This is a genomic window from Pedobacter sp. KH_004 (assembly GCF_057840755.1).
This window is the reverse complement of the sequence record NZ_CM174519.1, coordinates 3,801,718-3,822,942: the sequence shown is the minus strand read 5'-3', so window position 1 is coordinate 3,822,942 and position 21,225 is coordinate 3,801,718. Positions and strand designations below refer to the sequence as shown.

The window sequence follows — 21,225 nt, the reverse complement described above, 5'->3', positions numbered from 1 at the left end:
TTATAATCTACTCATCCGCTAATTTTTCTTAGACCATTTTAAGTCTACTTTTTCAGTGCCCTCTTTAATCATCGGGACATTTTTTTGGGATTAATCTTGCTCAATAGGTTGGTGGTTAGCATGACAGGCATCGGCACATTCTTCGCAGGCAACCGCACATTGTCTGCAATGTTCATGATCATGGTTACTACATTCTTCTGCGCATAAACGACAAATTTCTTCACATAACAAAAGGTATTGTCTTCCGATAACTGAATCGCGTTGCAGCAATCTTGCTGCCTGAGTACAAATGTCTGCACAATCTCTATTCAATTTAATACAATCTACCATCATTGCAATATCTTGCTCTTCCTTCAGGCTTGAAGAACCGCAATGTTCGCATGCCATAGCGCAATCTAATAAGGCCTGAATTAATGCGTGGTTGTTTCTCGTTTCCATATTTTTTTGGTTAGCTATTATTGTATGTAATTAACCCCTGATGATATAAAGAGTTTTAATAAAAATTGGGATTAGCAGAACGGGATGTCTATTCGCTCCTGCAGTGATGAAAGTGCCAATCTGTAATTTACATTTTTTGTTTCTGGCATTGTTTTATGTTTTCTAAACCTGACAATAGCGAACACGAACCCGTTTTTTCGGGTGAGTAAAGCGGATGGCAGAACTATCCTTACCGAAAGGCATAGAAACCTGCTTTCGAATTTTTATTTTTATAATTGAAGCGAATAGTAACGATTATTCGTTTTAGCTAATGACAGTTCATTTTAAATTCATTTTTGCTATTTAATTTCGCTTGTACCGATCACTAAGGATTCTTTGTAGCAACCAGATTTTTATGATTTCACATTTGACCAGAATTAAAACCGAATAATTATGGCTTTGGCTTATATCAACATTAGTGCTAAACAGTATTTTAATTTTATGTGCCGATCGGATTTCGAACGACGAATTTTTCATGATACCTATAAGGAATTTCAAGAAAAATCTAAACCATATACTTCTGGCGAGCGGTTAAATACGTTTTCTCAAATGATCTTGGCTAATAAAAAAGCCAAAGATTTGCATCAGAAGCTCCATTATTCGGTCATGGAGGTTATTGAAAAATTAGGACATCAAATCCCAATTTTAAAGGACGAAAATGGAAATGCAATCAAATTTGAATGGGCTGAACTTGAAATAATAGATTCAGATTTGTTAAACAAGGCTGCTCACGTGGTTTCATTAACCTATACTAGCCCAAAAATGTTATTGCATGAGATTGATAAGGAACTATTGGTTTTGAGTGAGGAAACTGGAGGCAAATCCAATTCTATATTTAAGATCAAAATGACTGAAAAGGTAAGGATTGATTACATCCAAAAGCATGAACTGGTATACAGTTAACACAAACTATTTGATTATTTGAAAGGCTATTTTAGTTGACATGGATGTTGAAAATGGAAAATTTCAGAGATGATTGAATTGCCTAATGCATCTAAATAGGGGTTTAAATAGCAATGAATCAATATAATTAGCTTCATTTGAATAAATAAAAATAAAAAATTGATTTATAGGTAATTAACATTATCTTTGAAACAAATTAAAATACAATATAATGCAACAAGGAACAGTAAAATTTTTTAATGAAACTAAAGGTTTCGGATTTATCACTCCATCTAATGGCGATGCCGAAATTTTTGTTCATGCTTCAGGCTTAATTGACAACATTCGTGAGAATGATACCGTAAACTACGATGTAGAAGAAGGTAGAAAAGGCCTAAACGCGGTAAATGTAAAAGTAGCTTAAGAAAACTCGAACACATAAATCGTAAAAAGTCCTGATGAAAATCAGGACTTTTTTTGTGCAAAATAATTTGCCTTAAGGTAGGTTGATCTTTGAGGATTAATTGTTTTCTTATTGTTTTTATATCGAATCGACCAACTCATTAGGCTGATAAAATCTTGATGGATTGATCTTATGGTAGATTGCAATTGGTTAATCATCGCTGAGCGTGTGTGTAAATCATCAGCTCCGTAAAGCCCACCATCCCCAAACAGCAATTTTTCTTCATCGATATCTACGCCCCCATTAAACTCGAACTTTAGCCAGCGGTTTTTAATACTATTAATCAAAGTCACGTTACCGCTTGAGCTGAATTGCTTTTCATTGAGCATCTTCCATACAAAATCCGGGTAATCGGTATTCTTTTCTCCATCCCGCCAAATGGTTCTTAAAAGGTTGTGTCCATGGTAAAATCGCACCTTTTTCCCTTTGGGGTTAATTGTCATTTCACCAAGACCAGCGCTAACCAAGCCACCACCTATGCCCACAATAGTTTGCGTATTATTCTTTGCTACTGCACTTACAACCGTAGTGAGGGCACCTATAACCACCGAACCGACGGTGAGCTGCCGATTTCGTTTGCTATTTAGTCCATTCAGATAGTCTGCTGCCATATCAGATCGTTCCCCTTCACAATCAAATTCTGCAGTAACCGCCGTTAGTTGCGCTTGCGCTAAACCAACACGGCTATTTATTTTTTGTTTTAACCTTAAATAACCGGTATTATTTGTCCCTTCTTTTTTCAGGCGTGAAAGCGCATTTATCTCATTACTTAAGCCAAGCAAATGACACAGCAATTGATCGTGTTTAGAAAGTGCATCTATAGCAGATAGATCAGTGCCGTTTTTTCCTTGAAAAATCCAGTGGAATTAATGTACGGACGCGTAGGAGTACAATAATTGTATTTAAATGCCTGAGGATTCGTTGTTTACTTCCTAATGCTTCCGCATGAAAATAGAATCAAAGAAATTGGAGCTAACAAGATGGCGTTACGTTTCATAAAAAAAACATTTTATGAATGAATATAAGAATCTAGCTGTAAAAAATGATTCTCGATGGAAAATCATTAACGTTTCTTTTAAATGATGATCTGATTAGTTCCTGTAGATTTTGTTAAATTACAAGATGGATTAATTTTGCTTATCAGATAATGAAGTGAGGATAGTTGTTATTGAATTTCTGTAGAAAAATCTATAATGCTTTTAGAATGTTTCTAAATAAATGTTTTATCGGCGTTTTGTCATAATCGTTTATAAATTAAACTCATAATTAGATACTTTTGCAAGAAATTTAGATATAAATCCTAATCAAATGAGTGGTTTCGGAAATGCGCTTTCTTCATCAATAGGAAGAAAATACGTTATGGGTGTTACAGGAATATTCCTGATACTCTTTTTAATTGTACATGCTGGTATTAATTCGTTGATATTTCTTGACGATAATGGTTTGACTTTCAATATTGGAGCCCATTTTATGGCAACAAACTGGATTATCAGAGCTGGGGAGTACATATTGTTTATAGGTTTACTGGTTCACATTTACCAGGCGGTAAACTTGACTATTCAAAACAGAAAAGCAAGACCAGAAAACTATGCTGTTTACAATGGAAGCGCCAACAGTAAATGGTATAGTCGCTCTATGGGCTTGCTAGGTACTTTGTTGTTGATTTTCCTTGTAATTCACCTTAAAGATTTCTGGGTGGTTTCTCGCTTTACTGGTATCCCAACGGTAGATGCTAACGGTCACGAAGATCTTTATGCGGTAATGAGAGAGAAATTTCAGGATCCTGTACGTGTAGTTGCCTATGTTTTGTTAATGATTTCATTGTGCTATCACCTACTTCATGGTTTTGCTTCGGCATTTCAAACTATGGGATGGAATCATTCAAAATACAATGGCATTATTAAAAGCACAAGTGTTTGGTATTCGATTATTATATCGCTTGTTTTCGCTTTGATGCCGATTGCCGTATATACTCATTTAATTGATTAAGTTTTTAGCACAAAAGAGATATGTCAGATATTAACTCAAATATTCCAGAAGGCGAATTAACCTCCAAATGGACCAAGTATAAGTCTTCTGTGCCTTTGGTTAACCCATCGAACAAAAGAACTATTGAAGTAATTATTGTAGGTTCTGGTTTAGCGGGTGCTTCGGCAGCTGCAACTTTAGCTGAAATGGGTTACAAGGTAAAGTGTTTTTGCTTTCAGGATTCACCACGCAGAGCGCACTCTATTGCTGCTCAAGGTGGTATTAACGCAGCAAAAAATTACCAGAATGATGGCGATAGTACTTATCGTTTATTTTATGATACAATTAAAGGTGGCGATTACAGAGCCCGCGAAGCGAATGTGCATCGCCTGGCTGAGGTAAGTGCTAACATTATAGATCAATGTGTGGCTCAGGGTGTTCCCTTAGCTCGCGAATATGGTGGGTTGTTAGATAACCGTTCATTCGGTGGTACGCAAGTTCAACGTACATTTTATGCAGCCGGTCAAACGGGTCAGCAATTATTATTAGGTGCTTATTCTGCTTTAGAACGCCAGATTGGTATGGGCAAAGTAGAAATGTATACCCGCCATGAAATGCTTGAAGTGGTTAAAATTGATGGCAAGGCTCGTGGTATTATCGCCCGTAACCTAATCACTGGCGAAATTGAGCGTCACTTTGGTCATGCGGTTGTTTTAGGAACAGGTGGTTACGGTAACGTATTTTACCTTTCTACAAACGCAATGGGCAGTAACGTTACGGCAGCATGGAAAGCACATAAACAAGGTGCTTACTTCGCCAATCCGTGTTACACTCAAATTCACCCAACTTGTATTCCAGTTTCTGGTGATCACCAATCTAAATTAACTCTGATGTCTGAATCATTACGTAATGATGGACGTATCTGGGTTCCTAAGAAGAAAGATGATAACCGTAAAGCTTCAGAAATTCCTGAAGATGAAAGAGATTATTATTTAGAGCGTCGTTACCCTGCTTTTGGTAACCTTGTGCCTCGTGATGTAGCCTCTAGGGCAGCAAAAGAGCGTTGTGATGCAGGTTACGGTGTAGGTGCTTCAAAATTGGCGGTTTATTTAGATTTTAAAGCTAATACAGAACGCTACGGTAGAATAGAAGCTTCTAAATCAGGTATTCATAATCCTGATAAAGAAACCTGTATGCGTTTGGGAACAGCAGTTATCAAAGAGAAATACGGAAACTTATTTGATATGTATGCTCAGATTACCGGTGAGAATCCTTACGAAACGCCAATGCGTATCTATCCAGCGGTTCACTACACAATGGGCGGACTTTGGGTTGATTATAACTTAATGACTTCTGTACCTGGTTTATATTGTACTGGTGAAGCTAACTTCTCCGATCATGGTGCGAACCGTTTAGGTGCTTCTGCTTTAATGCAAGGTTTGGCTGATGGATATTTCGTGCTTCCATACACTATTGGTGCTTATTTATCCAAAGAGATTTCTGTAAAGGCTATCCCGACAGATCACCCGGCATTCGTAGAGGCAGAAGAGAGAGCGAAAGGGATTCTTAACAAGCTTATCAACATTAAAGGAACTAAATCTGTAGATCATTTCCACAAACGTTTGGGCCATATCATGTGGGAAAAATGCGGTATGGCTCGTAATGAAAAAGGCCTTAAAGAAGCTATTGAGGAAATCAGAGCTTTACGTGCTGAATTCTGGAGTAATGTTCGTGTACCTGGTTTGGCAGAAGAATTAAATCCGGAGTTGGAGAAAGCAGGCCGTGTTGCTGATTTCATCGAATTGGGCGAACTAATGTGTATTGATGCTTTAAACCGTAACGAAAGTTGTGGTGGTCACTTCCGTGAAGAGTACCAAACAGAAGAGGGCGAGGCTTTACGTGACGATGAAAACTTTGCTTACGTAGCAGCCTGGGAATTTAAAGAAGGTGTAAACTTTGAACTTCATAAAGAAGAATTAAAGTTTGAAAATATTAAAGTAGCACAAAGAAGTTATAAATAGTATTTAGAAATTAGTATTTAGTACTTAGATAACTTCCTTCTAAATACTAACTACTAAGTACTAACTACCTAAAATCTCAATATCATGAGTACAGGAAATATGAACTTAACGCTAAAAGTTTGGCGTCAAAAAAATAACAAAACCAAAGGTGCTTTGGTCGATTATAAATTGTCTGGTATTTCTCCGGATATGTCTTTCTTGGAGATGTTCGATGTGTTAAACGAAGATCTGATTACTAAAGGTGAAGAGCCGGTGGTATTCGACCATGATTGCCGTGAGGGTATCTGCGGAATGTGTTCGATGTTCATCAACGGTCGTCCGCATGGTCCGAAAGACTTGGTTACCACCTGTCAATTGCACATGCGTTCATTCAAAGATGGTGATACTATCGTTGTGGAGCCTTGGAGAGCAGCAGCTTTTCCAGTGGTAAAAGATTTGACTGTAGATCGCTCTGCATTTGATAGAGTGATTGCAGCTGGTGGCTTTATTTCTGTAAACACAGGAAACGCACAAGATGCTAACAACTTACCAATTCCAAAAATGAAAGCAGATGCTGCTTTCGAAGCGGCAGCTTGTATAGGTTGCGGCGCTTGTGTGGCTACATGTAAAAATGCTTCGGCAATGTTGTTCGTTTCTGCAAAAATTTCTCAGCTGGCGTTATTACCACAAGGCCAGCCAGAGCGTTATCGTCGTGTGCAAAGCATGGTAGCGCAAATGGATGCTGAAGGTTTCGGTAATTGTACCAATACAGGTGCATGTGAAGCGGAATGCCCTAAAGGAATCTCTTTAGAAAATATTGCTTTGATGAACCGTGATTTTGCATCTGCAAAGTTTGTTTCAGAAGAAACGGTTTAAAATTATACTGTGCGTTCGGTTTAGTTACCGGATTCTTAAGCCTCCATATTTATGGGGGCTTTTTATTTTGTAAATCTTGCCAAGATAGAACTTGATCAGATTCGATTATTTTTGGTGTGCTGCGGTGCAGAAGTAAAAAAATTGAACAGGTGAGTTCTTAAACTTGATGTGATCATCAAAATAAAAGTTTGCGAAAGTTGCAAATATTCTATGTTAGCATATTAAAAAAATATCTAATTAGAAATTTTATTTTGTATTATTTGTATATACATTAAATATTTTATAAATTTAGTGTTCCGAGACAGGAGAGAAAACATAAAACCCCGACTATTATTAGCTGGGGTTTTGTGGTTAACTATAGTACTTAAATGGGCGAAAAGTTAACCTTGATATTGTATTTCACCCTAACTGGTTTACCATCTTGTATTCCTGGATTCCATTTTGGCGATTTGCTTACCACTCTTATCGCTTCATCGTCAATATCTTTCCTCACGCCGCTAACTACCATTACTTCCGTTAAATCTCCACTTCTCTCAACAACAAATGATAGCGTTACAGCTCCACCTATTCTATCTTTCCAAGCTTGCTTTGGGTATTTAGTATTTCTGCCTAAATATTGATAGAACTTTTGTAATCCTCCGGGGTATTCTGGTGGCTTTTCTATAGAATAAAAATCGAAATTTTTGATCGAGTCTACCGGAATCATCACTTTTTGTGCCTTGATCTTACTTTCTAAGGCAAACAGTAGCGCTATTGACAAAATACTAAATTTAAAGAGCTGACTTATCATTCTCAAATATACAATGCGCTTTGAATTGTACAATGAAATCGCAAAATCTTATGTTGAAATTAAGACTTTGCGATGTTGACGGCGTTACAAAATGTTAAGACAACGTGAAATTCACCGTCATGCGGTATTTAGTTTTTACAGGATGGCCATCTGTGCCAATTGCCGGATTCCACCTTGGTGCAGCTTTCATTACCCTCATAGCTTCTGCATCAGTTTCTTTGGATAGCCCTCTGGTTACAACAATATCTGTTAAGGTTCCATTTTTTTCTACATTAAATTCAAGAAAAACTTTTCCTTGGACATTATTTTTCTGTGCTTCTTTTGGGTATTTAATGTTTTTAGCCAAATAGCTATAAAGCTTCTCTGTTCCCCCAGGAAATTCAGGTGTTAACCCTGGTTTATTGCTTGTTTTTTGACTGGTTTTATCTCCAGAAAAATTGAAGTTAACAGCAATGTTATACTTCACTCTTACTGGCATTCCGTCAAGTACACCAGGATTCCAGTTCGGAGAATTTTTAATTACTCTTACGGCCTCTGCATCCGTTTCTTTTGATAGGCTTCTAACAACAATCACATCAGTTAGCTTGCCATTTTTTTCCACTATAAAGCTTAAAAACACCTTTCCCTGTATTTTATTATTCTTCGCTACTTCAGGATATTTAATTTCGTTTTTCATGTACTGATAGAATTTAACAATTCCACCAGGGTAAGCTGGCTGCTTTTCCACTGATACAAAATCGTAAATTTTTTGTGCTTTTACCGAATTGGTAAGCATGGCAATGCCCGTTAGGGCTAAAATCATTAGCTTTCTCATGGTTAAATAGTATTAAAGTTTTTTATTTAGTTTTTCTTTTGAGATTCTTTTTTAGGAACTTTTGTAGTAATAATAACTACTCCATTTGCGCCTGATTCACCATACTGTGATTTTCCAGCAGCATCTTTCAGCACATTAATTGATTCAATTGTATTTGGATCAAGCGTTTCTATATTATCTACTTGCTTGCCATCAACTACATAAATTGGATTAGCTTTTGGATCGGAATCTTTTTGCAGAAGATTTCTGATAATCACTTTTTGGTCAGAATCTTTTCTCTTGTAATTCCTGATCACACCTGTAGCATTTGGGCGAACACTAAGTCCGGTAATTTTTCCACGAAGGCCGATACTATTTGAATCTATGTTCTTATTATAAATTCCTGCTAAACCGTTTTTAGTTTTGATTTCAATAACACCCGCAAATCCGTCAGGGCCATATTTAGTGGTTGATGCAGCATCTTTCAAAATGTTTATCGATTCGATATTATTTGGATCCACACCAGCCATAGACGCCGTTCCTCGTTGATATTGCTTATTTCCGTCAATTACGATAAGGGGCTCCGTAACAGATGTAGCTGTACCGCGTAAAGTAATGCTCGGCGTTTTGGTACTATCTGTTTTCGTTTGTGCTTTTACACTATAGGCCATACCTAGTGCTATAACAATCGTTAATATTCTTTTCATATTCGTTGATCTTAATTATCTTATTTTGAGAATCGGTGTGTTGGTATCTAACCTAAGTTCCGTGTCACTTGCTTTTCTAAAATCGTTATTTTTTGTGGTAATGATGAGTACGCCGTTTTTTCCCTTATCTCCGTATAAACTTGTTGCTGCAGCATCTTTTAGTACCGAAACTGATTGAATATCGCGACTATCAATTTTTGTAAAATCGAAGCCACTTTGGCTTACCTTTCCATTTAGCACAACAACACCATCAAATTTCGAGTTGTTAAAAACGTCGCTCGTAGAAAGGCCTTTAATCCGAGTTGCTTTCTTCACCTCATCATCAACATTTAGTGTGAAATTCACGTTGATGTTGTATTTTACCCTAACGGGTTTACCATCCGTTATCCCAGGATTCCATCTTGGCGAACTTTTTATTACCCTTAAGGCTTCCTCATCTAACCCACTGCCCAGGCCGCGGGTTATCAAAGCATCGCTAAGCGAACCATCTTTCTCGACGATGAAGGATAGAAAAACTTTTCCCTGCACATTATTTTCTTGTGCTGGTTTTGGATACTTTATGGTCTTGCTTAAATACTCATAAAACTTAGATATCCCTCCGGGAAACTCCGGCTGTTTCTCTATTGAAACGAAGTCAAAAACTTTGTCTAACTTATCCTCCTCACTGCCACTTTCTACAGGCGAAGAATAACCAATAATATTAATATCAGAAAGTTTTTGGTAAGTAGCCAGTTTAATCGTCTCCTTATTTTTAAGCGGGGCGGCCTTATTTCCGGAAAGTGTGAAACCTACTTTCAACGTGTATTTACCATTAGGCAGATTTTCAAATTTTCTGTACGACAATATGGCTTTCCTCACTTCCTCATCGCAGCCGTCGCCCAAATTCACAACACTGCTTACGTTTGTTACCTTATTGTTTTGAAGGGTGAATTTTATCTGAGTATTGCCCTGAAGGTTGTTTTTCTGAGCTTCGGATGGATATTTTATAGATCTGGCCATGAAAGCATAAAAGTTGTTCCAATTTCCGGCTACTTTTTCTGCTGTAGGAATGATCTCAGTGGTAGATGACTTTTCTGGAGCAAATCCTGGCTCAGGAATAATAATTTCCTGAACCATTTCAATAGGTTTATCCAGTGGTATTTGATTGGTAATCGAAATCAGCTTTTCATTTTTTCTTACCGTTGCTGAGGAGAAAATAATGAGAACTGCAAAAAGCGGAATAAAGAAGCCATACTTCAAAATGGCTATTTTCTTTGATCTTTCTTTTTGCAACATAAAGATCCGTTTCTTGATGAGTGATTTATCAAAGAAACCATTGGTTAGGCGATTAGGGGAAATTCCAAACGACTGACTCAAGATGAGCATAGCATATTCAGCTTTGTCACCTTGAAATGCTGCAGCATGCTCATCTGCTAAAAATTCGTGAATATTTTTAATGGATTTTTTGTAGAAGTAAATGATTGGATTTATCCAGGTAAAAACTCCAATAATCTCAAAAAACAAAATATCTGCAGTATGCCATTGTTTAATATGGGCTTCTTCATGTACATCAATCACCGCCATTAGTGGCAAATCCTGATCGACGACTTTTTTACTAAAAAAAGAAAACGCAGAACCCGATTTCGCATTTTTTATCAGCTTATGTACTGAGAGTAAATTATAAGCAAGCTTGCCTAAGCAGAAGATTATGCCTGCAAAATAGATATACACAAACGCATTACCCCAATTAAGGCCATGGCTATTATCGCTTACAATAGTAGCTTTTTCTAATACGGCTTCCCAATTTACCGATGTATAAACCTGCTGTGCAGCCTTTTGCTCAGTGAGCCATTCCAGTCGGATAAATGGAATAAATAATGATAATACACCAGCACTTACCAGGTAAACGCGGTTGAGTAAAAAGTAGGTTTCCTTATCTAAAAGTAATTTATAAAAGCCATAAAAAACAATTAAATATAAGTTTACCTGAAGTAGGTAATGGGCAAAACTCATTTTGGCTTATGTTTAATTTTATCAATCATTTTTAAAATTTCATCCACATCACTTAAATCTAACTTCTCTTCTTTCACGAAGAAAGAAAACATACTTTCTACTGAATTCTCGAAATAGTTGCCGAGTAACTTTTCGGTGGCGTGGCGTTTATATTCTTCTTTGCTGATAAGCGGGAAATACTGATGGGCTTTTCCAAAGGCCTCATGGCCAATAAAACCTTTTGTCTCTAAAATTCTGATAATCGTTGAAACTGTATTATAAGCGGGTTTTGGCAAGGGAAGTTCATCGATAACATCTTTTACAAATGCTTTTTCCAACTGCCACAATACCTGCATAAGCTGTTCTTCTGCTTTGGTTAGATCTTTAATTTCCATAATATTTAATAAATAGAGATAAGCTTTAGGCAATGCCTTAACTAAAGTTAAAACTAATTATTTAGTTATGCAAATTATTTATCAAGTTTTTAATAGGTAAAGATTTTCAGCGGTGCTGATTATATGGTAATTAGGTTATTCTTGATCGCATAAACCACCAATCCTGTACGAGATCGGATATTGAGTTTGGCAAATAATGATTCCCTGTAATTGTCAACAGTTCGCGGGCTTACATTCATCATGTCGGCAATTTCTTTGTAGGTATGTTCGGTACTGCAATGCTGCAAAAATGCAAGTTCCCTTGTACTGAAGATTGGGCCTGAATCGCCATTTTTTAAAGCAATCAAAAGCCTGCCCGATACCAGGTCGTTTATGTAAAACCCTTTTTCAACAACAGCTTTAATGGCCAAGAGAAGGTCGTTAGGTGTAGACTCTTTAAGCATATATCCGCTTGCGCCAGCCCTTAGCATTCCAATAATGGCTTTTTCATCTTCAAGCATGCTCAATGCTAATACATTTACATTGGTATGGTGCTCCTTTACCCACTTAGTAGCTGCAAATCCATCCATTACTGGCATATTAATATCCATTAATAAGAGTTGAACATCTGGATGATTCACAATCTTATGTTGTAAATCCTGGCCATTTTTGCCTTCAAATACCACCTTAATTTCGTCAAATTCGTCTAATAAGCTGGCTAATCCAGAACGGAATAAGGTATGATCATCAACTATGGCAATAGATATGGGTTGAGGTAACATGATTTAGGGATATGGGATTTCGATTAGGATGTTAGTGCCTTTATTTGGAGTCGAATTTAAAGCCATTTTACCATTTATCATTTCAATGCGCTTTGAAATGGAACTTAATCCCAAACCTGCTTTATTTGCTTTAGCCTTTTCGTAATTGAAACCTACTCCATTTTCTTCAACATTTAAATATAATTTTTTATCCTCGTAGTATGCATTAAAACTGATTGAAGTAGCGTTTGCATGTTTGATGATGTTGTTGATGATTTCCTGTAGCAAGCGTAAAATAATTAAGTCTTTATCTGGGGAGTTTTCCTGCAGATTATGAAGTTGATTGGTAACCTCCAATTCATAACTGCCTGTTTTTTCCAGCCAGTTAATTTCTTGTTGTAACGCATTGCCTAATCCATTTTCTACTATTTGCTCACCATGTAAAAGTTTGGCAAGTTCTCTTAACTCTTTGATAGATTTGTTGACCAGCGATAAGGAATTTTCTATTTTGATAGTGGCTTTGTCGCTATGATCAAGATTAATTGAATTTAGTGTTAAAGTAGTTAAACTTAAAAGTTGCCCTACATTATCATGCAGTTCTGTTGCAATAGCTTGCATGGTATTATCTTGCACTTCAACTCTGGCTTGAAGCATCTCTGCCTCAAACTGCTGTTGCATGTGTTGTTTCTCTAAGATGTGGTTTTTTTTATGCCGGTTATACGAACGGATGTACATAATCAAAAAAACAGGCATTAGTAAGAAAATCAAAGTTGCAATAACAACTAAGATTGCAATTTTTGTTGTTTCGCTCTGCATAAGTAAGAATAGGTCCAAACGCTATATAAAATAAAATTCAATGCTATGGTAATAGCGTACCTGAGGGTGAAACTTTTGCCGAAACGAACATCAAATACATCACTTAACAAGTTACAAACCGTTCCACCAAAATAATAAAACAATACACCCGTTATCCACCAAAATTCTGGATGATATTTGATTTCAATAAATTTTTCGTCATTTAACAAGAGATAATAATAATAAAGACAGTAGAGGCTAAAAACCACCGACATTACTGTTACAGCAGTAGAGTTAAAAACCATAATCGAATCTTTAGCAATAAAGCCAAAATAAATCGAATAAACGATCCCTAAACCTACATATATAATGGGCTTAGGGATTAAATAATTTTTCAGGCAATGCCAGATGCCAATAAAAATGAAGCTAATTTCGAAAAATACAAAGGAGTTAAATAACCAAAGATTGTTTTCTCTTTTAGAGGACATATAACTTCCTGCAGCCTCCGTTAATAACGCCAAAAGAAGATAGGCAATATTTAGTTTCCAGAAAATGCTTTTATTATTTCTTAGAAATATAATTGCACCTATAAGGCACATTATTTCGGCTATAACTATCGGTGATGTGAAATTCATTCTTTAAAGTCCGGTTCCCTGGCATACGCTAGGACAAAGTTCCCCTCTGTTTTCAATGTCTTCCAAATCATCTTCATGTTCTTCGGTCAATTCGCCAAGTGGGTTGCTGTAGCCGGCAGCAAAGGTTGGCACTAGTAATACCGTATTTCTTCCTTCGTATTCTTTTGGCAATCCTTCTATGGAGTTGGCTGTGTACTGAGCATTATAAATTCGCAAACCATCGTGTTTTCCATCTGCAATTGTTTTGGCCATTTCTAAAATTTGTGCTGCAGGAAACCAGATTGCTTTGGTGTAAGATTTTGGATCTTTGCTAGCCTGTTCGGCATACGATTTAACCATTTCTTGTGCAACCTTCTTATCAATAGGTTGAAAATTCGAATTTTTGCTCATTATTATAGTATGTTTGATTTTGGTCTTCTAAAGTCGTGATTTAGATAGTTTCTGGCAATAGCCACTATGAATTTTAATACCGTAAAAACACCTTTTTATTTAGGGTAAAACATACTACTCATATATAGGTACGTCGACATACTTTTGAAATGCAATAAGGAATGAGAATTTAGTGTTGCACATCCCAAAGTTGTCTATCCCATAATAAAAAGATCCCGAATTTTTGCTGGGTAACCGGGAGTCTTCTTAGTGATGAATTAATGATCACCTTACAATTTAATTTACAATGACAAACAACGTCCATCTTCAAGAAAACAGTAATTTGATAACGGAAAGAGAAATTGAAATAGTAAGGCTATTATCAAAAGGTTACAACAGCAAAGAAATAGGCGATATGCTTTTTATTAGCGAGCATACCGTAAATACACACAGGCGGAACATGGTTAGAAAGCTAGATTTACGAAACTCGTATCAGCTTATTGTGTGGGCATTTAAGCAGCGGATATTATCTTACTAAAGATTAAAATATACATATTTAACGCACCCTCTCTCTAAAAAGCAAAGCCTGCCGTTTGACTTTATGGTCAAATTAGCAGGCTTTTGCATTTTTAATTAATTATGGTCTTGCGGCTTGTGTTGCTGGTAGTTCTTTTCTTGGAATTTGTGCATCACGTTGGGAAGTATTGTAAACGAAAGAAGCGACAATAGTTGCCGATTGTTTCAAATCATCTTCCACCAATCTATCATAAGTATCCATGTTGCTGTGGTGCGTACGGGTATTGTAATCGGCGGGGTCTTGTATAAATTGGAAGCCCGGAATGCCTACTGCATCAAAGGCCTGGTGATCGGTTCCGCCAGTGTTGTTAATCGTTACAGTTGTAGCTCCAAGATCATTAAATGGGCTTAGCCAACTTTGGAATATAGGGCCGGCTGCTGCGTTTCCTTGTAAATAAATACCGCGAATTTTGCCCGTACCGTTATCTAAATTATAATATGCTGAAATTTTCTTTTGATCTGGTGTTAAAACCATCGTTTTTGGATCGCCAAAATGTTTGGCTACATACCCTCTTGAACCAAATAGTCCTTGCTCTTCAGAACTCCAAAGTGCGATGCGGATGGTGCGCTTAGGTTTAAAATCAATGGCTTTTAAAATGCGCATGGCTTCCATCATTACGGCAGAACCTGCTGCATTATCGGTAGCGCCAGTTGCAGCATGCCACGAATCGAAGTGGCCTCCAATCATAATTACTTCATCCTTTAATTTTTTATCGGTTCCCGGAATTTCAGCTATTACGTTGTAGCCCTGAGGATCTTGAGCATAAAATGAAGTTTTGATATCAGCTTCTACCTCTACCGGTCTGCCAGCACGAAGCAAACGTAAAATATGTAAGAAATCTTCAGCAGCAACTTCAAGTTCAGGAGAAACTGGTTTAGCATCTAAGGCATAAGAGGCGCCATTGCTGGTGAAGAATGTTCCTTGTCCGCCGCGGGCATAAGTTAAAATCAGAGCCACTTTTTCTTCGACTAACATGGCGCTCATGGCGGCACGCACTTCACGCATTTTCATCATTTGCGCGATACGATCGGCCATTGGCCCGGTGGCAGTACGTTGACGAGGAGCGCCAGCTGCAGGTTTTGCCGCTGCCATCTGTGCCAGTGTAGAATCAGCATAGCGTGAAAAATCTGGCTTCAATCCGCTCGCAAGTGGAGTGCCTTGATCCATCATTACAATTTTGCCAGCGAGTTTACCTTTATATTTCGCTAAATCGGCAACACTATCTGCTTTGATTAAAACTACTTCTGATATTATTGGCCCATTGGTTCCTGGTGTCCATGCTTTTGGAGAAGCAATAATCGGGTGATAAAATGGAGCGGTGGTTGCAGCGTAATATTTATCTACTTGCCAGCCTTTGCCAAATGTTCCCCAGGCTTCGAGATGTGCATTTTTCAAACCCCACTCTGTAAGTTGTTTTACCGCCCAGTCTTGCGCTCGTTTTAAACCAGGAGAATTAGACAAACGAGGACCGGAAACATCAGTTAAGTTGAAGGCAATATCCATCACTTTTGAATTATCCAGGCCAGCCTTGCGTATCTTTTGTACTATCGCGGCATCTGGTGCATCTTGCGCAAACGCAGAAAAGCAAAGGCTAAAAGCCATTGCTGTGATTGTAAATCTTTTGATCATTTTAAGAAGTAGGTTGGTTTAAGTGCTAAATTACATTTTAGCTTTTCTAGAATTAGAATCTCCTGATATTTTTACAAAGCGTTTTTGCCGCAGAACAGTTGCCAAACTTGATAGTAAAAGCCTAAATTATCTAAACCTTATTGAAACGAAAAGCCCGTATTCCAATTGAGAACAAATAGAGGTTTCGATGCATATGCTTTACCTAAGCACAAAACTTTTGAAGCGGACTTGTAGTGTAAAGAAGGACTAACATTAAGATGAAATGCAGCTATTGCTTTTCAAAAAATCATTTGATACTTTTTCTGGTTACAATAAAGTAACCTGCTATAAATAATACCCCTGCATAAATTAGACTTACCCAGATTTCTCTAGCGAAAATTTCAAAATCTAATGGATCTTTTCCTTTTTTTACCTGTGTAATTTGCAAAGCCAATGCAGGCAGACTGTATGGAATAAGATAGGCGTATGTCCAGTTAACCATGCCTGCTACAATGCCCATAATAGTGCCTACGAAACCGATGCCGATTGGTTTAAGAAAATCGCCCCAGATTAAGCTAAAAATAAATTGAAGAGACAAAATGCCCAGGGATGATAAAAATAACTTGCTGTAAGAGTTAATGAGGAAGTTGGATGGGTTGTATTGACTAAACGTATATTTTGGAACCAAAACTTGCAATAGATGGCCGAAACCATAGGTTAGCGTAGCAAAAAGAAACAGACAAATGAATATCAGCGTAACAGCAAATAGGTATTTAGCTGTATAGATAGAGAATTTATTTAACGGTTGGGCGAAAAGGCTTTTCCATGTATCGTTTTTGTGCTCAATATTATTAACAGAGAAAGCCATAAACATTACATAAAAAGGCATCACCAATATGCCCATAACGTTCAGGGTAGCACCAGCATATTTTATCCAAAGCATCATACCGGGTGCGTTTAATTTCAGAATTTTATCAGCACCTGAATAAAAACCAAAACTTACCAAGCTGCATATTACAACCGGAAGTAAAATTGCGGCCCAAAAGGCAAGGGTTTTCCTGGATTTATAAAACTCGGAAACTAATGAAATGTAGATGGAGCGCATTTTAGTTGTTTTTGGTAATATCAAGAAAAAGGTTTTCCAAATCCTTGCGCTGTTTGGAAAGGCTGCTTACTGTGAATCCATTTTGGATGAGTAGTGTATTCAGCTTTCCGCTATCAGCAGATGAAGAAAAAGGAACGGTTATTTTGCTGTCTGTTTTGGAAGCGATTTCATAGCCTGCGGTAACCAAAAAAGCGCTTGCATTTTCAATTTGATCTACTTCTATTTCGACCATCGGTTTGCTTAGCAAATGAAGTTCATCAATGGTGCCTTGAAATAATAATTGGCCTTTGTTAATGATGCCTACATGAGTAGCAGTTCTTTCAATCTCAGCCAATAAATGGCTAGATACTAAAATAGTTTTGTTGTGTTTGGTGGCTAATTCTATCATCAGGTTTCTGATTTCGATAATCCCGTTAGGATCTAAGCCATTAGTTGGTTCGTCAAGCAGTAGTAATTCTGGATCGGAAACCAGGGCCAAGGCAATGCCCAAACGTTGTTTCATTCCTAGAGAATATTTACCAGCTTTTTTATCTCCTGCATCGGTTAAGCCTACTAAAGCCAGCATTTTGGCGACTTTGCTTTTTGGGATCCTGAGCAGGAGGCAGCGATTAATTAAGTTTTCTTTACCAGAAAGATGTCCATAGATAGCAGGTTGCTCTACCAAGGCTCCAATTTTTTTGAGTGCGGCAATGCGATTACTGTTGATTTCTTTCCCAAAAATAAAAACCTGATCTGCCGGCGATTTCAATAAATTAAGCAGGATTTTTATTGTAGTGGTTTTACCAGCGCCATTAGGGCCTAAAAAACCATAAATACTACCCTTTGGTACTTGTAAGGATAAATCTTTTACAATGGTTTGGTTACCAAAGCTAAAGTTTAAGCCTACAGTTTCGATTGCATAATTACTCATTACCTTATTTGAAAACCGCTGATACTTGTTTTGCGATAGTATTAGTGCTTGATGTAGTTTTTACCACAACTTCAGCATCATTTTGATTTGTATTTACCATAAGCGTTAAAATAATCATCATGAATACTGGAACTAATAAAAGTAAAAATGGCGAGGTGTTTACTAACTTTTTCATTTTGTTTTCGTTTTGATGATTCAAAGGAACAGCATTCGAATTGATTGCTAAAATGTATTATACCAAGTGTTCAAGATTCTAGATAAACTGGCGTTTTTGGCGTTTATCGATGAGATTTGGAGTTTGTCGATAAAATATGGCTGTTTGCCTGTTGGTAGAAAAAAAATGCCTGTTGGTAGATTGTGTGCGGTTTAAAAAGAAAGTTTATTTATTTTGGATGCGGAAAGATTAGCAATAAGCTGCTTCCTCTTCCAAAGTATATTAAATGAAAAAAAGCAAAGGACCATTAATACTTCACGGGATTTTCTGGGCATTTATAATATTAATAATTGTGTTAGATGTCTTTTTTGATTCTCAGGTAAAAAGTGTTAAACATTTTTTACTCTCTCTTGTGCTATTTGGTATAATAAATATTTCCCTCTTCTATATAAACTATTTAATCCTTATTCCCCAGCTCATTAAAAAAAGGAAGAAATATTTTCTATACATGTTGGCGTTTGTTCTTTTGTTAGGTGCTGCGGCATTAATTAAAACAGTTGTAGCGGTTTTAAATCCTAAAGATATGATGGATTACATCATGGAAGGAAAGCCGAAAACACTGCAGGCAGATCAATATTTTTTCGCACAATTGTTTTTGTGTGGATTCTTCTTAGTCTCAAGTTGCCTGATTAAATTTGCTGCTGATTGGTTTTCTAATGAACGCATTCAACGTAACCTGGAAAGTGAACGCCGGGAAATGGAACTGCAATTCCTTAAATCGCAGCTTAATCCGCATTTTCTTTTTAATTCTCTGAATAACATCTACTCTCTTGCTTATCAAAAATCAGATAAAACAGCAGATGCGATTATGAAACTTTCGGAGATTATGCGTTACATGATTTATGAAAGCAATACCCCAACGGTAGCTTTAAGCAAGGAGGTTGATTATTTAACTAACTATATAGAACTGCAAAAAATAAGATTTAAAGATGGTGCTTTCATAGAACTTACCCTAAATGGGGAAATTGATGATCAAAAAATAGTACCGCTGATGCTGATTTCATTTGTAGAGAATGCGTTTAAACATGGCGTGGTGAATGATCCGGAAAACCCGGTTAAAATTAATATCATTGCGAACCAAAAGATCCTACATTTTAGCGTGATCAATAAGAAAAATCAACAGAATAAAGACGCTCAAGGTGGAATTGGTTTGCCTAACGTAGAAAGACGATTACAGCTGGTGTACCCAGACAGATATAAATTAAATGTTGTAAATTCGGCTACTCATTACACCTGTGAACTAATGATCGATATTTAATTTGCCAACTGGCTTTGACGAATTGACTATTTTTGAATCCTTGAATTAAAATTAAACCTAAAAATGAATTTAAACTGTATTGTTGTTGATGATGAGCCATTAGCGCTTGATATTTTGGAAGATTATATCTCCAAAGTTCCGTTTTTAACGATGGTGAAGCGATGCGAGAATCCAATTGAAGCATTACAGGTTGTTCAGGGTGGGGGTATTGATCTGGTGTTTTTAGATATTCAAATGCCAGAGCTAACGGGGATTCAGTTCTTAAAAATTGCGGGGACTAAATGCCACTATATTTTAACTACAGCGTATCCACAGTACGCCTTAGAAAGTTACGATTTAAATGTGTCTGACTATTTGCTGAAACCTATTGCTTTCGATCGCTTTTACAAAGCAGTAGAGAAGGTTCACAAACAGCATAAACCAGTAGAAGCGCCTGCCAGTGTAGCACAGCCAATTATTACCCCAGCAGCTTTCTCTGCTCCAGCCAATCCCGTTCAGGATTATATTTTTGTAAAAACAGAACATAAAATTCAGAAAATCTACCTTCACGATATTTTGTATATTGAAGGGTTGAAAGATTACATTTCGATCTTCACCAAAGATGAACGCATCATTACGCTCCAAAGCATGAAGAAAATGGAAGAGGCTTTACCACAGAGTCAGTTCATCCGCGTACATAAATCGTACATTGTGGCTGTTGATAAAATTGAAAGTATTGAGCGCAGTAGGATTACCATTAACACCAAAATAATTCCGGTAGGAGACACTTATCGCGATGAATTTTTTAGGGTAATTGGCAATAAGAATATTTAATTAGTTTTAATTGGTGTTACTGTATACCCCTCTTTTTGTAAGAGATTAATTAAACCCCACTCACCAACCAAATGGCCAACGCCTACAGCAATAAAGGCGCTTTTATTTTTTATTAATAAAGGTAGTTTTTTAATCCATGCTATATTTCTGCTTTTAAGCAGCACTTCAAATTCTTCTGGTGTAAATTCGTCAGTTTCCTGGAACGATTTTTCAATCTTATTCAGGTCTTGCGCTTTAAAGGCTTCAAAACCCTCTTCGGCTTGCTTTTTGTATTTTTCGTAATTCAGAACATTATCAAGCAACTGCTTTTTTTGCCTTTCGATACTTGCTCCGAAAAGGATTTTACCTTGCTCTTCTATAGTTTCCAATCCGATAACGGCTTTATTGTGTAAATTTCCATATTCTTGAAAATAAGCATCAATTGCAGTATTTTCTTTACTAAATGTAACCGGCGACGTGAACTGCAATATCATCACTTTCACTGCCATTGGATTTAAATACTTTAAACTATTAATATCAACTTTGGCAATTTTTATTAAATAATCGCCGACAAGTTTATACTCTTGCTCAGTCAAAATTTTATCTAAGGTATTGCCGTTCATTAACATATAATTTGACAGCTTTTTTGCCAAAAGGCTGTCTGTAAAAAGTAGTTCGCCAATAACCATATCAGATGCATCGAGCTTATTATTTACGTTATGCATACTATCCAGAAAGTCTTTGCCAGCAAAATGGTAAGTTCCGAATAGATAAGATGGTTTTGTCAAATCCTTTCCGGTTATTTCCCAAAATAAAGAGTTAGAAAGCTTGCTGGTTTGTGCAGAAGATTGTAATCCAATGAGAAGAAATAGAATAAAAAAGTATCTCACAATTTTCATG

Annotated in this window: 24 protein-coding genes; 8 read left to right on the top strand and 16 right to left on the bottom strand. The window is 36.8% G+C overall.

Annotated features, from left to right (window positions below; all coding sequences use genetic code 11):
• Positions 1-90: 90 nt before the first annotated feature.
• The gene (locus tag AC3ITD_RS16340) at positions 91-438 is read right to left on the bottom strand and encodes a four-helix bundle copper-binding protein (protein ID WP_056848307.1); all 348 of its coding nucleotides are present in this window, start codon (positions 436-438) and stop codon (positions 91-93) included.
• Positions 439-870: 432 nt separating this feature from the next.
• Here AC3ITD_RS16340 and AC3ITD_RS16335 point away from each other — a divergent pair, with 432 nt between their 5' ends.
• The gene (locus AC3ITD_RS16335) at positions 871-1,380 is read left to right on the top strand and encodes a hypothetical protein (protein WP_489361313.1); all 510 of its coding nucleotides are present in this window, start codon (positions 871-873) and stop codon (positions 1,378-1,380) included.
• 211 nt (positions 1,381-1,591) lie between these two features.
• Entirely contained in the window at positions 1,592-1,783 is a 192-nt protein-coding gene (locus AC3ITD_RS16330) for a cold-shock protein (RefSeq protein WP_010599638.1), read from the top strand.
• Between the two features lie 41 nt (positions 1,784-1,824).
• On the opposite strand, the gene AC3ITD_RS16325 is transcribed toward AC3ITD_RS16330, so the two are convergent.
• Positions 1,825-2,616 carry a hypothetical protein gene (locus AC3ITD_RS16325; protein WP_489361310.1) on the bottom strand — a complete coding sequence of 264 codons (792 nt, stop codon included), beginning with the start codon at positions 2,614-2,616 and terminating at the stop codon, positions 1,825-1,827.
• A gap of 514 nt (positions 2,617-3,130) precedes the next feature.
• Here AC3ITD_RS16325 and AC3ITD_RS16320 point away from each other — a divergent pair.
• The 3 genes from AC3ITD_RS16320 to AC3ITD_RS16310 all read left to right on the top strand — a co-directional run bounded on the left by AC3ITD_RS16320 (position 3,131) and on the right by AC3ITD_RS16310 (position 6,666).
• Positions 3,131-3,811: a succinate dehydrogenase cytochrome b subunit gene (locus AC3ITD_RS16320; protein WP_056848309.1), complete on the top strand. Its 681-nt coding sequence runs from the start codon at positions 3,131-3,133 to the stop codon at positions 3,809-3,811.
• A gap of 20 nt (positions 3,812-3,831) precedes the next feature.
• Positions 3,832-5,811: a fumarate reductase/succinate dehydrogenase flavoprotein subunit gene (locus tag AC3ITD_RS16315; RefSeq protein ID WP_265798536.1), complete on the top strand. Its 1,980-nt coding sequence runs from the start codon at positions 3,832-3,834 to the stop codon at positions 5,809-5,811.
• Between the two features lie 84 nt (positions 5,812-5,895).
• Positions 5,896-6,666, top strand: coding sequence for a succinate dehydrogenase/fumarate reductase iron-sulfur subunit (locus AC3ITD_RS16310; RefSeq protein ID WP_056848311.1), 771 nt, complete (start codon positions 5,896-5,898; stop codon positions 6,664-6,666).
• A 364-nt stretch (positions 6,667-7,030) separates the two neighbouring features.
• On the opposite strand, the gene AC3ITD_RS16305 is transcribed toward AC3ITD_RS16310, so the two are convergent.
• The 9 genes from AC3ITD_RS16305 to AC3ITD_RS16265 form a co-directional block, all read right to left on the bottom strand.
• Positions 7,031-7,426 (bottom strand): energy transducer TonB, encoded by a 396-nt coding sequence (locus tag AC3ITD_RS16305; RefSeq protein WP_489361307.1) that lies wholly within the window; start codon positions 7,424-7,426, stop codon positions 7,031-7,033.
• A gap of 124 nt (positions 7,427-7,550) precedes the next feature.
• Entirely contained in the window at positions 7,551-8,270 is a 720-nt protein-coding gene (locus tag AC3ITD_RS16300) for an energy transducer TonB (RefSeq protein WP_489361305.1), read from the bottom strand.
• Between the two features lie 26 nt (positions 8,271-8,296).
• Positions 8,297-8,956: a TonB-dependent receptor plug domain-containing protein gene (locus AC3ITD_RS16295; protein ID WP_489361303.1), complete on the bottom strand. Its 660-nt coding sequence runs from the start codon at positions 8,954-8,956 to the stop codon at positions 8,297-8,299.
• Positions 8,957-8,971: 15 nt separating this feature from the next.
• Positions 8,972-10,948, bottom strand: a complete 1,977-nt coding sequence (locus tag AC3ITD_RS16290; RefSeq protein WP_489361301.1) for a TonB family protein — start codon at positions 10,946-10,948, stop codon at positions 8,972-8,974.
• Entirely contained in the window at positions 10,945-11,322 is a 378-nt protein-coding gene (locus tag AC3ITD_RS16285) for a BlaI/MecI/CopY family transcriptional regulator (protein ID WP_265798531.1), read from the bottom strand. Before AC3ITD_RS16285 ends, AC3ITD_RS16290 begins: the two co-directional genes overlap by 4 nt.
• Positions 11,323-11,441: 119 nt before the next feature.
• Positions 11,442-12,083, bottom strand: a complete 642-nt coding sequence (locus AC3ITD_RS16280) for a response regulator (RefSeq protein WP_489361298.1) — start codon at positions 12,081-12,083, stop codon at positions 11,442-11,444.
• Positions 12,084-12,086: 3 nt separating this feature from the next.
• Positions 12,087-12,878 carry a sensor histidine kinase gene (locus AC3ITD_RS16275; protein WP_489361296.1) on the bottom strand — a complete coding sequence of 264 codons (792 nt, stop codon included), beginning with the start codon at positions 12,876-12,878 and terminating at the stop codon, positions 12,087-12,089.
• Positions 12,845-13,492 (bottom strand): hypothetical protein, encoded by a 648-nt coding sequence (locus AC3ITD_RS16270; protein ID WP_265798528.1) that lies wholly within the window; start codon positions 13,490-13,492, stop codon positions 12,845-12,847. The genes AC3ITD_RS16275 and AC3ITD_RS16270 overlap by 34 nt, the downstream gene beginning before the upstream one ends.
• 3 nt (positions 13,493-13,495) lie before the next feature.
• Positions 13,496-13,882, bottom strand: coding sequence for a hypothetical protein (locus AC3ITD_RS16265; RefSeq protein WP_265798527.1), 387 nt, complete (start codon positions 13,880-13,882; stop codon positions 13,496-13,498).
• A 286-nt stretch (positions 13,883-14,168) separates the two neighbouring features.
• Between AC3ITD_RS16265 and AC3ITD_RS16260 the strand changes: the two genes are divergently transcribed.
• Positions 14,169-14,399, top strand: coding sequence for a response regulator transcription factor (locus AC3ITD_RS16260; RefSeq protein ID WP_265798526.1), 231 nt, complete (start codon positions 14,169-14,171; stop codon positions 14,397-14,399).
• Positions 14,400-14,498: 99 nt separating this feature from the next.
• Here the strand turns inward: AC3ITD_RS16260 and AC3ITD_RS16255 are convergent, their stop codons facing one another.
• From AC3ITD_RS16255 to AC3ITD_RS16240, 4 genes are all read right to left on the bottom strand, one after another.
• Positions 14,499-16,067 carry a M28 family metallopeptidase gene (locus AC3ITD_RS16255; protein WP_489361293.1) on the bottom strand — a complete coding sequence of 523 codons (1,569 nt, stop codon included), beginning with the start codon at positions 16,065-16,067 and terminating at the stop codon, positions 14,499-14,501.
• A 286-nt stretch (positions 16,068-16,353) separates the two neighbouring features.
• Positions 16,354-17,151, bottom strand: coding sequence for an ABC transporter permease (locus tag AC3ITD_RS16250; RefSeq protein ID WP_265798524.1), 798 nt, complete (start codon positions 17,149-17,151; stop codon positions 16,354-16,356).
• Between the two features lies 1 nt (position 17,152).
• A complete protein-coding gene (locus AC3ITD_RS16245) occupies positions 17,153-18,061 on the bottom strand; it encodes an ABC transporter ATP-binding protein (protein ID WP_489361290.1) in 909 nt (302 codons plus the stop codon).
• Positions 18,062-18,065: 4 nt separating this feature from the next.
• On the bottom strand, positions 18,066-18,236 hold the full coding sequence (locus AC3ITD_RS16240) for a hypothetical protein (protein WP_489361288.1): 171 nt from the start codon (positions 18,234-18,236) through the stop codon (positions 18,066-18,068).
• 487 nt (positions 18,237-18,723) lie between these two features.
• On the opposite strand from AC3ITD_RS16240, the gene AC3ITD_RS16235 reads away from it, so the two are divergent.
• Both AC3ITD_RS16235 and AC3ITD_RS16230 read left to right on the top strand, forming a co-directional pair.
• On the top strand, positions 18,724-19,533 hold the full coding sequence (locus AC3ITD_RS16235) for a sensor histidine kinase (RefSeq protein ID WP_235527254.1): 810 nt from the start codon (positions 18,724-18,726) through the stop codon (positions 19,531-19,533).
• Positions 19,534-19,596: 63 nt separating this feature from the next.
• The gene (locus AC3ITD_RS16230; RefSeq protein ID WP_463484958.1) at positions 19,597-20,346 is read left to right on the top strand and encodes a LytR/AlgR family response regulator transcription factor; all 750 of its coding nucleotides are present in this window, start codon (positions 19,597-19,599) and stop codon (positions 20,344-20,346) included.
• Here AC3ITD_RS16230 and AC3ITD_RS16225 read toward each other — a convergent pair.
• Positions 20,343-21,224 (bottom strand): TraB/GumN family protein, encoded by an 882-nt coding sequence (locus AC3ITD_RS16225; protein WP_489361285.1) that lies wholly within the window; start codon positions 21,222-21,224, stop codon positions 20,343-20,345. The two genes, AC3ITD_RS16230 and AC3ITD_RS16225, sit on opposite strands and share 4 nt — an antisense overlap.
• Position 21,225: the final 1 nt, after the last annotated feature.

Bases quoted from the DNA above. Each gene is read 5' to 3' on its own strand.
- AC3ITD_RS16340 (WP_056848307.1), bottom strand. From the start codon at position 438: ATGGAAACGAGAAACAACCACGCATTAATTCAGGCCTTATTAGATTGC.
- AC3ITD_RS16335 (WP_489361313.1), top strand. From the start codon at position 871: ATGGCTTTGGCTTATATCAACATTAGTGCTAAACAGTATTTTAATTTT.
- AC3ITD_RS16330 (WP_010599638.1), top strand. From the start codon at position 1,592: ATGCAACAAGGAACAGTAAAATTTTTTAATGAAACTAAAGGTTTCGGA.
- AC3ITD_RS16320 (WP_056848309.1), top strand. From the start codon at position 3,131: ATGAGTGGTTTCGGAAATGCGCTTTCTTCATCAATAGGAAGAAAATAC.
- AC3ITD_RS16315 (WP_265798536.1), top strand. From the start codon at position 3,832: ATGTCAGATATTAACTCAAATATTCCAGAAGGCGAATTAACCTCCAAA.
- AC3ITD_RS16310 (WP_056848311.1), top strand. From the start codon at position 5,896: ATGAGTACAGGAAATATGAACTTAACGCTAAAAGTTTGGCGTCAAAAA.
- AC3ITD_RS16300 (WP_489361305.1), bottom strand. From the start codon at position 8,270: ATGAGAAAGCTAATGATTTTAGCCCTAACGGGCATTGCCATGCTTACC.
- AC3ITD_RS16295 (WP_489361303.1), bottom strand. From the start codon at position 8,956: ATGAAAAGAATATTAACGATTGTTATAGCACTAGGTATGGCCTATAGT.
- AC3ITD_RS16290 (WP_489361301.1), bottom strand. From the start codon at position 10,948: ATGAGTTTTGCCCATTACCTACTTCAGGTAAACTTATATTTAATTGTT.
- AC3ITD_RS16285 (WP_265798531.1), bottom strand. From the start codon at position 11,322: ATGGAAATTAAAGATCTAACCAAAGCAGAAGAACAGCTTATGCAGGTA.
- AC3ITD_RS16280 (WP_489361298.1), bottom strand. From the start codon at position 12,083: ATGTTACCTCAACCCATATCTATTGCCATAGTTGATGATCATACCTTA.
- AC3ITD_RS16275 (WP_489361296.1), bottom strand. From the start codon at position 12,878: ATGCAGAGCGAAACAACAAAAATTGCAATCTTAGTTGTTATTGCAACT.
- AC3ITD_RS16270 (WP_265798528.1), bottom strand. From the start codon at position 13,492: ATGAATTTCACATCACCGATAGTTATAGCCGAAATAATGTGCCTTATA.
- AC3ITD_RS16265 (WP_265798527.1), bottom strand. From the start codon at position 13,882: ATGAGCAAAAATTCGAATTTTCAACCTATTGATAAGAAGGTTGCACAA.
- AC3ITD_RS16260 (WP_265798526.1), top strand. From the start codon at position 14,169: ATGACAAACAACGTCCATCTTCAAGAAAACAGTAATTTGATAACGGAA.
- AC3ITD_RS16255 (WP_489361293.1), bottom strand. From the start codon at position 16,067: ATGATCAAAAGATTTACAATCACAGCAATGGCTTTTAGCCTTTGCTTT.
- AC3ITD_RS16250 (WP_265798524.1), bottom strand. From the start codon at position 17,151: ATGCGCTCCATCTACATTTCATTAGTTTCCGAGTTTTATAAATCCAGG.
- AC3ITD_RS16245 (WP_489361290.1), bottom strand. From the start codon at position 18,061: ATGAGTAATTATGCAATCGAAACTGTAGGCTTAAACTTTAGCTTTGGT.
- AC3ITD_RS16240 (WP_489361288.1), bottom strand. From the start codon at position 18,236: ATGAAAAAGTTAGTAAACACCTCGCCATTTTTACTTTTATTAGTTCCA.
- AC3ITD_RS16235 (WP_235527254.1), top strand. From the start codon at position 18,724: ATGTTGGCGTTTGTTCTTTTGTTAGGTGCTGCGGCATTAATTAAAACA.
- AC3ITD_RS16230 (WP_463484958.1), top strand. From the start codon at position 19,597: ATGAATTTAAACTGTATTGTTGTTGATGATGAGCCATTAGCGCTTGAT.
- AC3ITD_RS16225 (WP_489361285.1), bottom strand. From the start codon at position 21,224: ATGAAAATTGTGAGATACTTTTTTATTCTATTTCTTCTCATTGGATTA.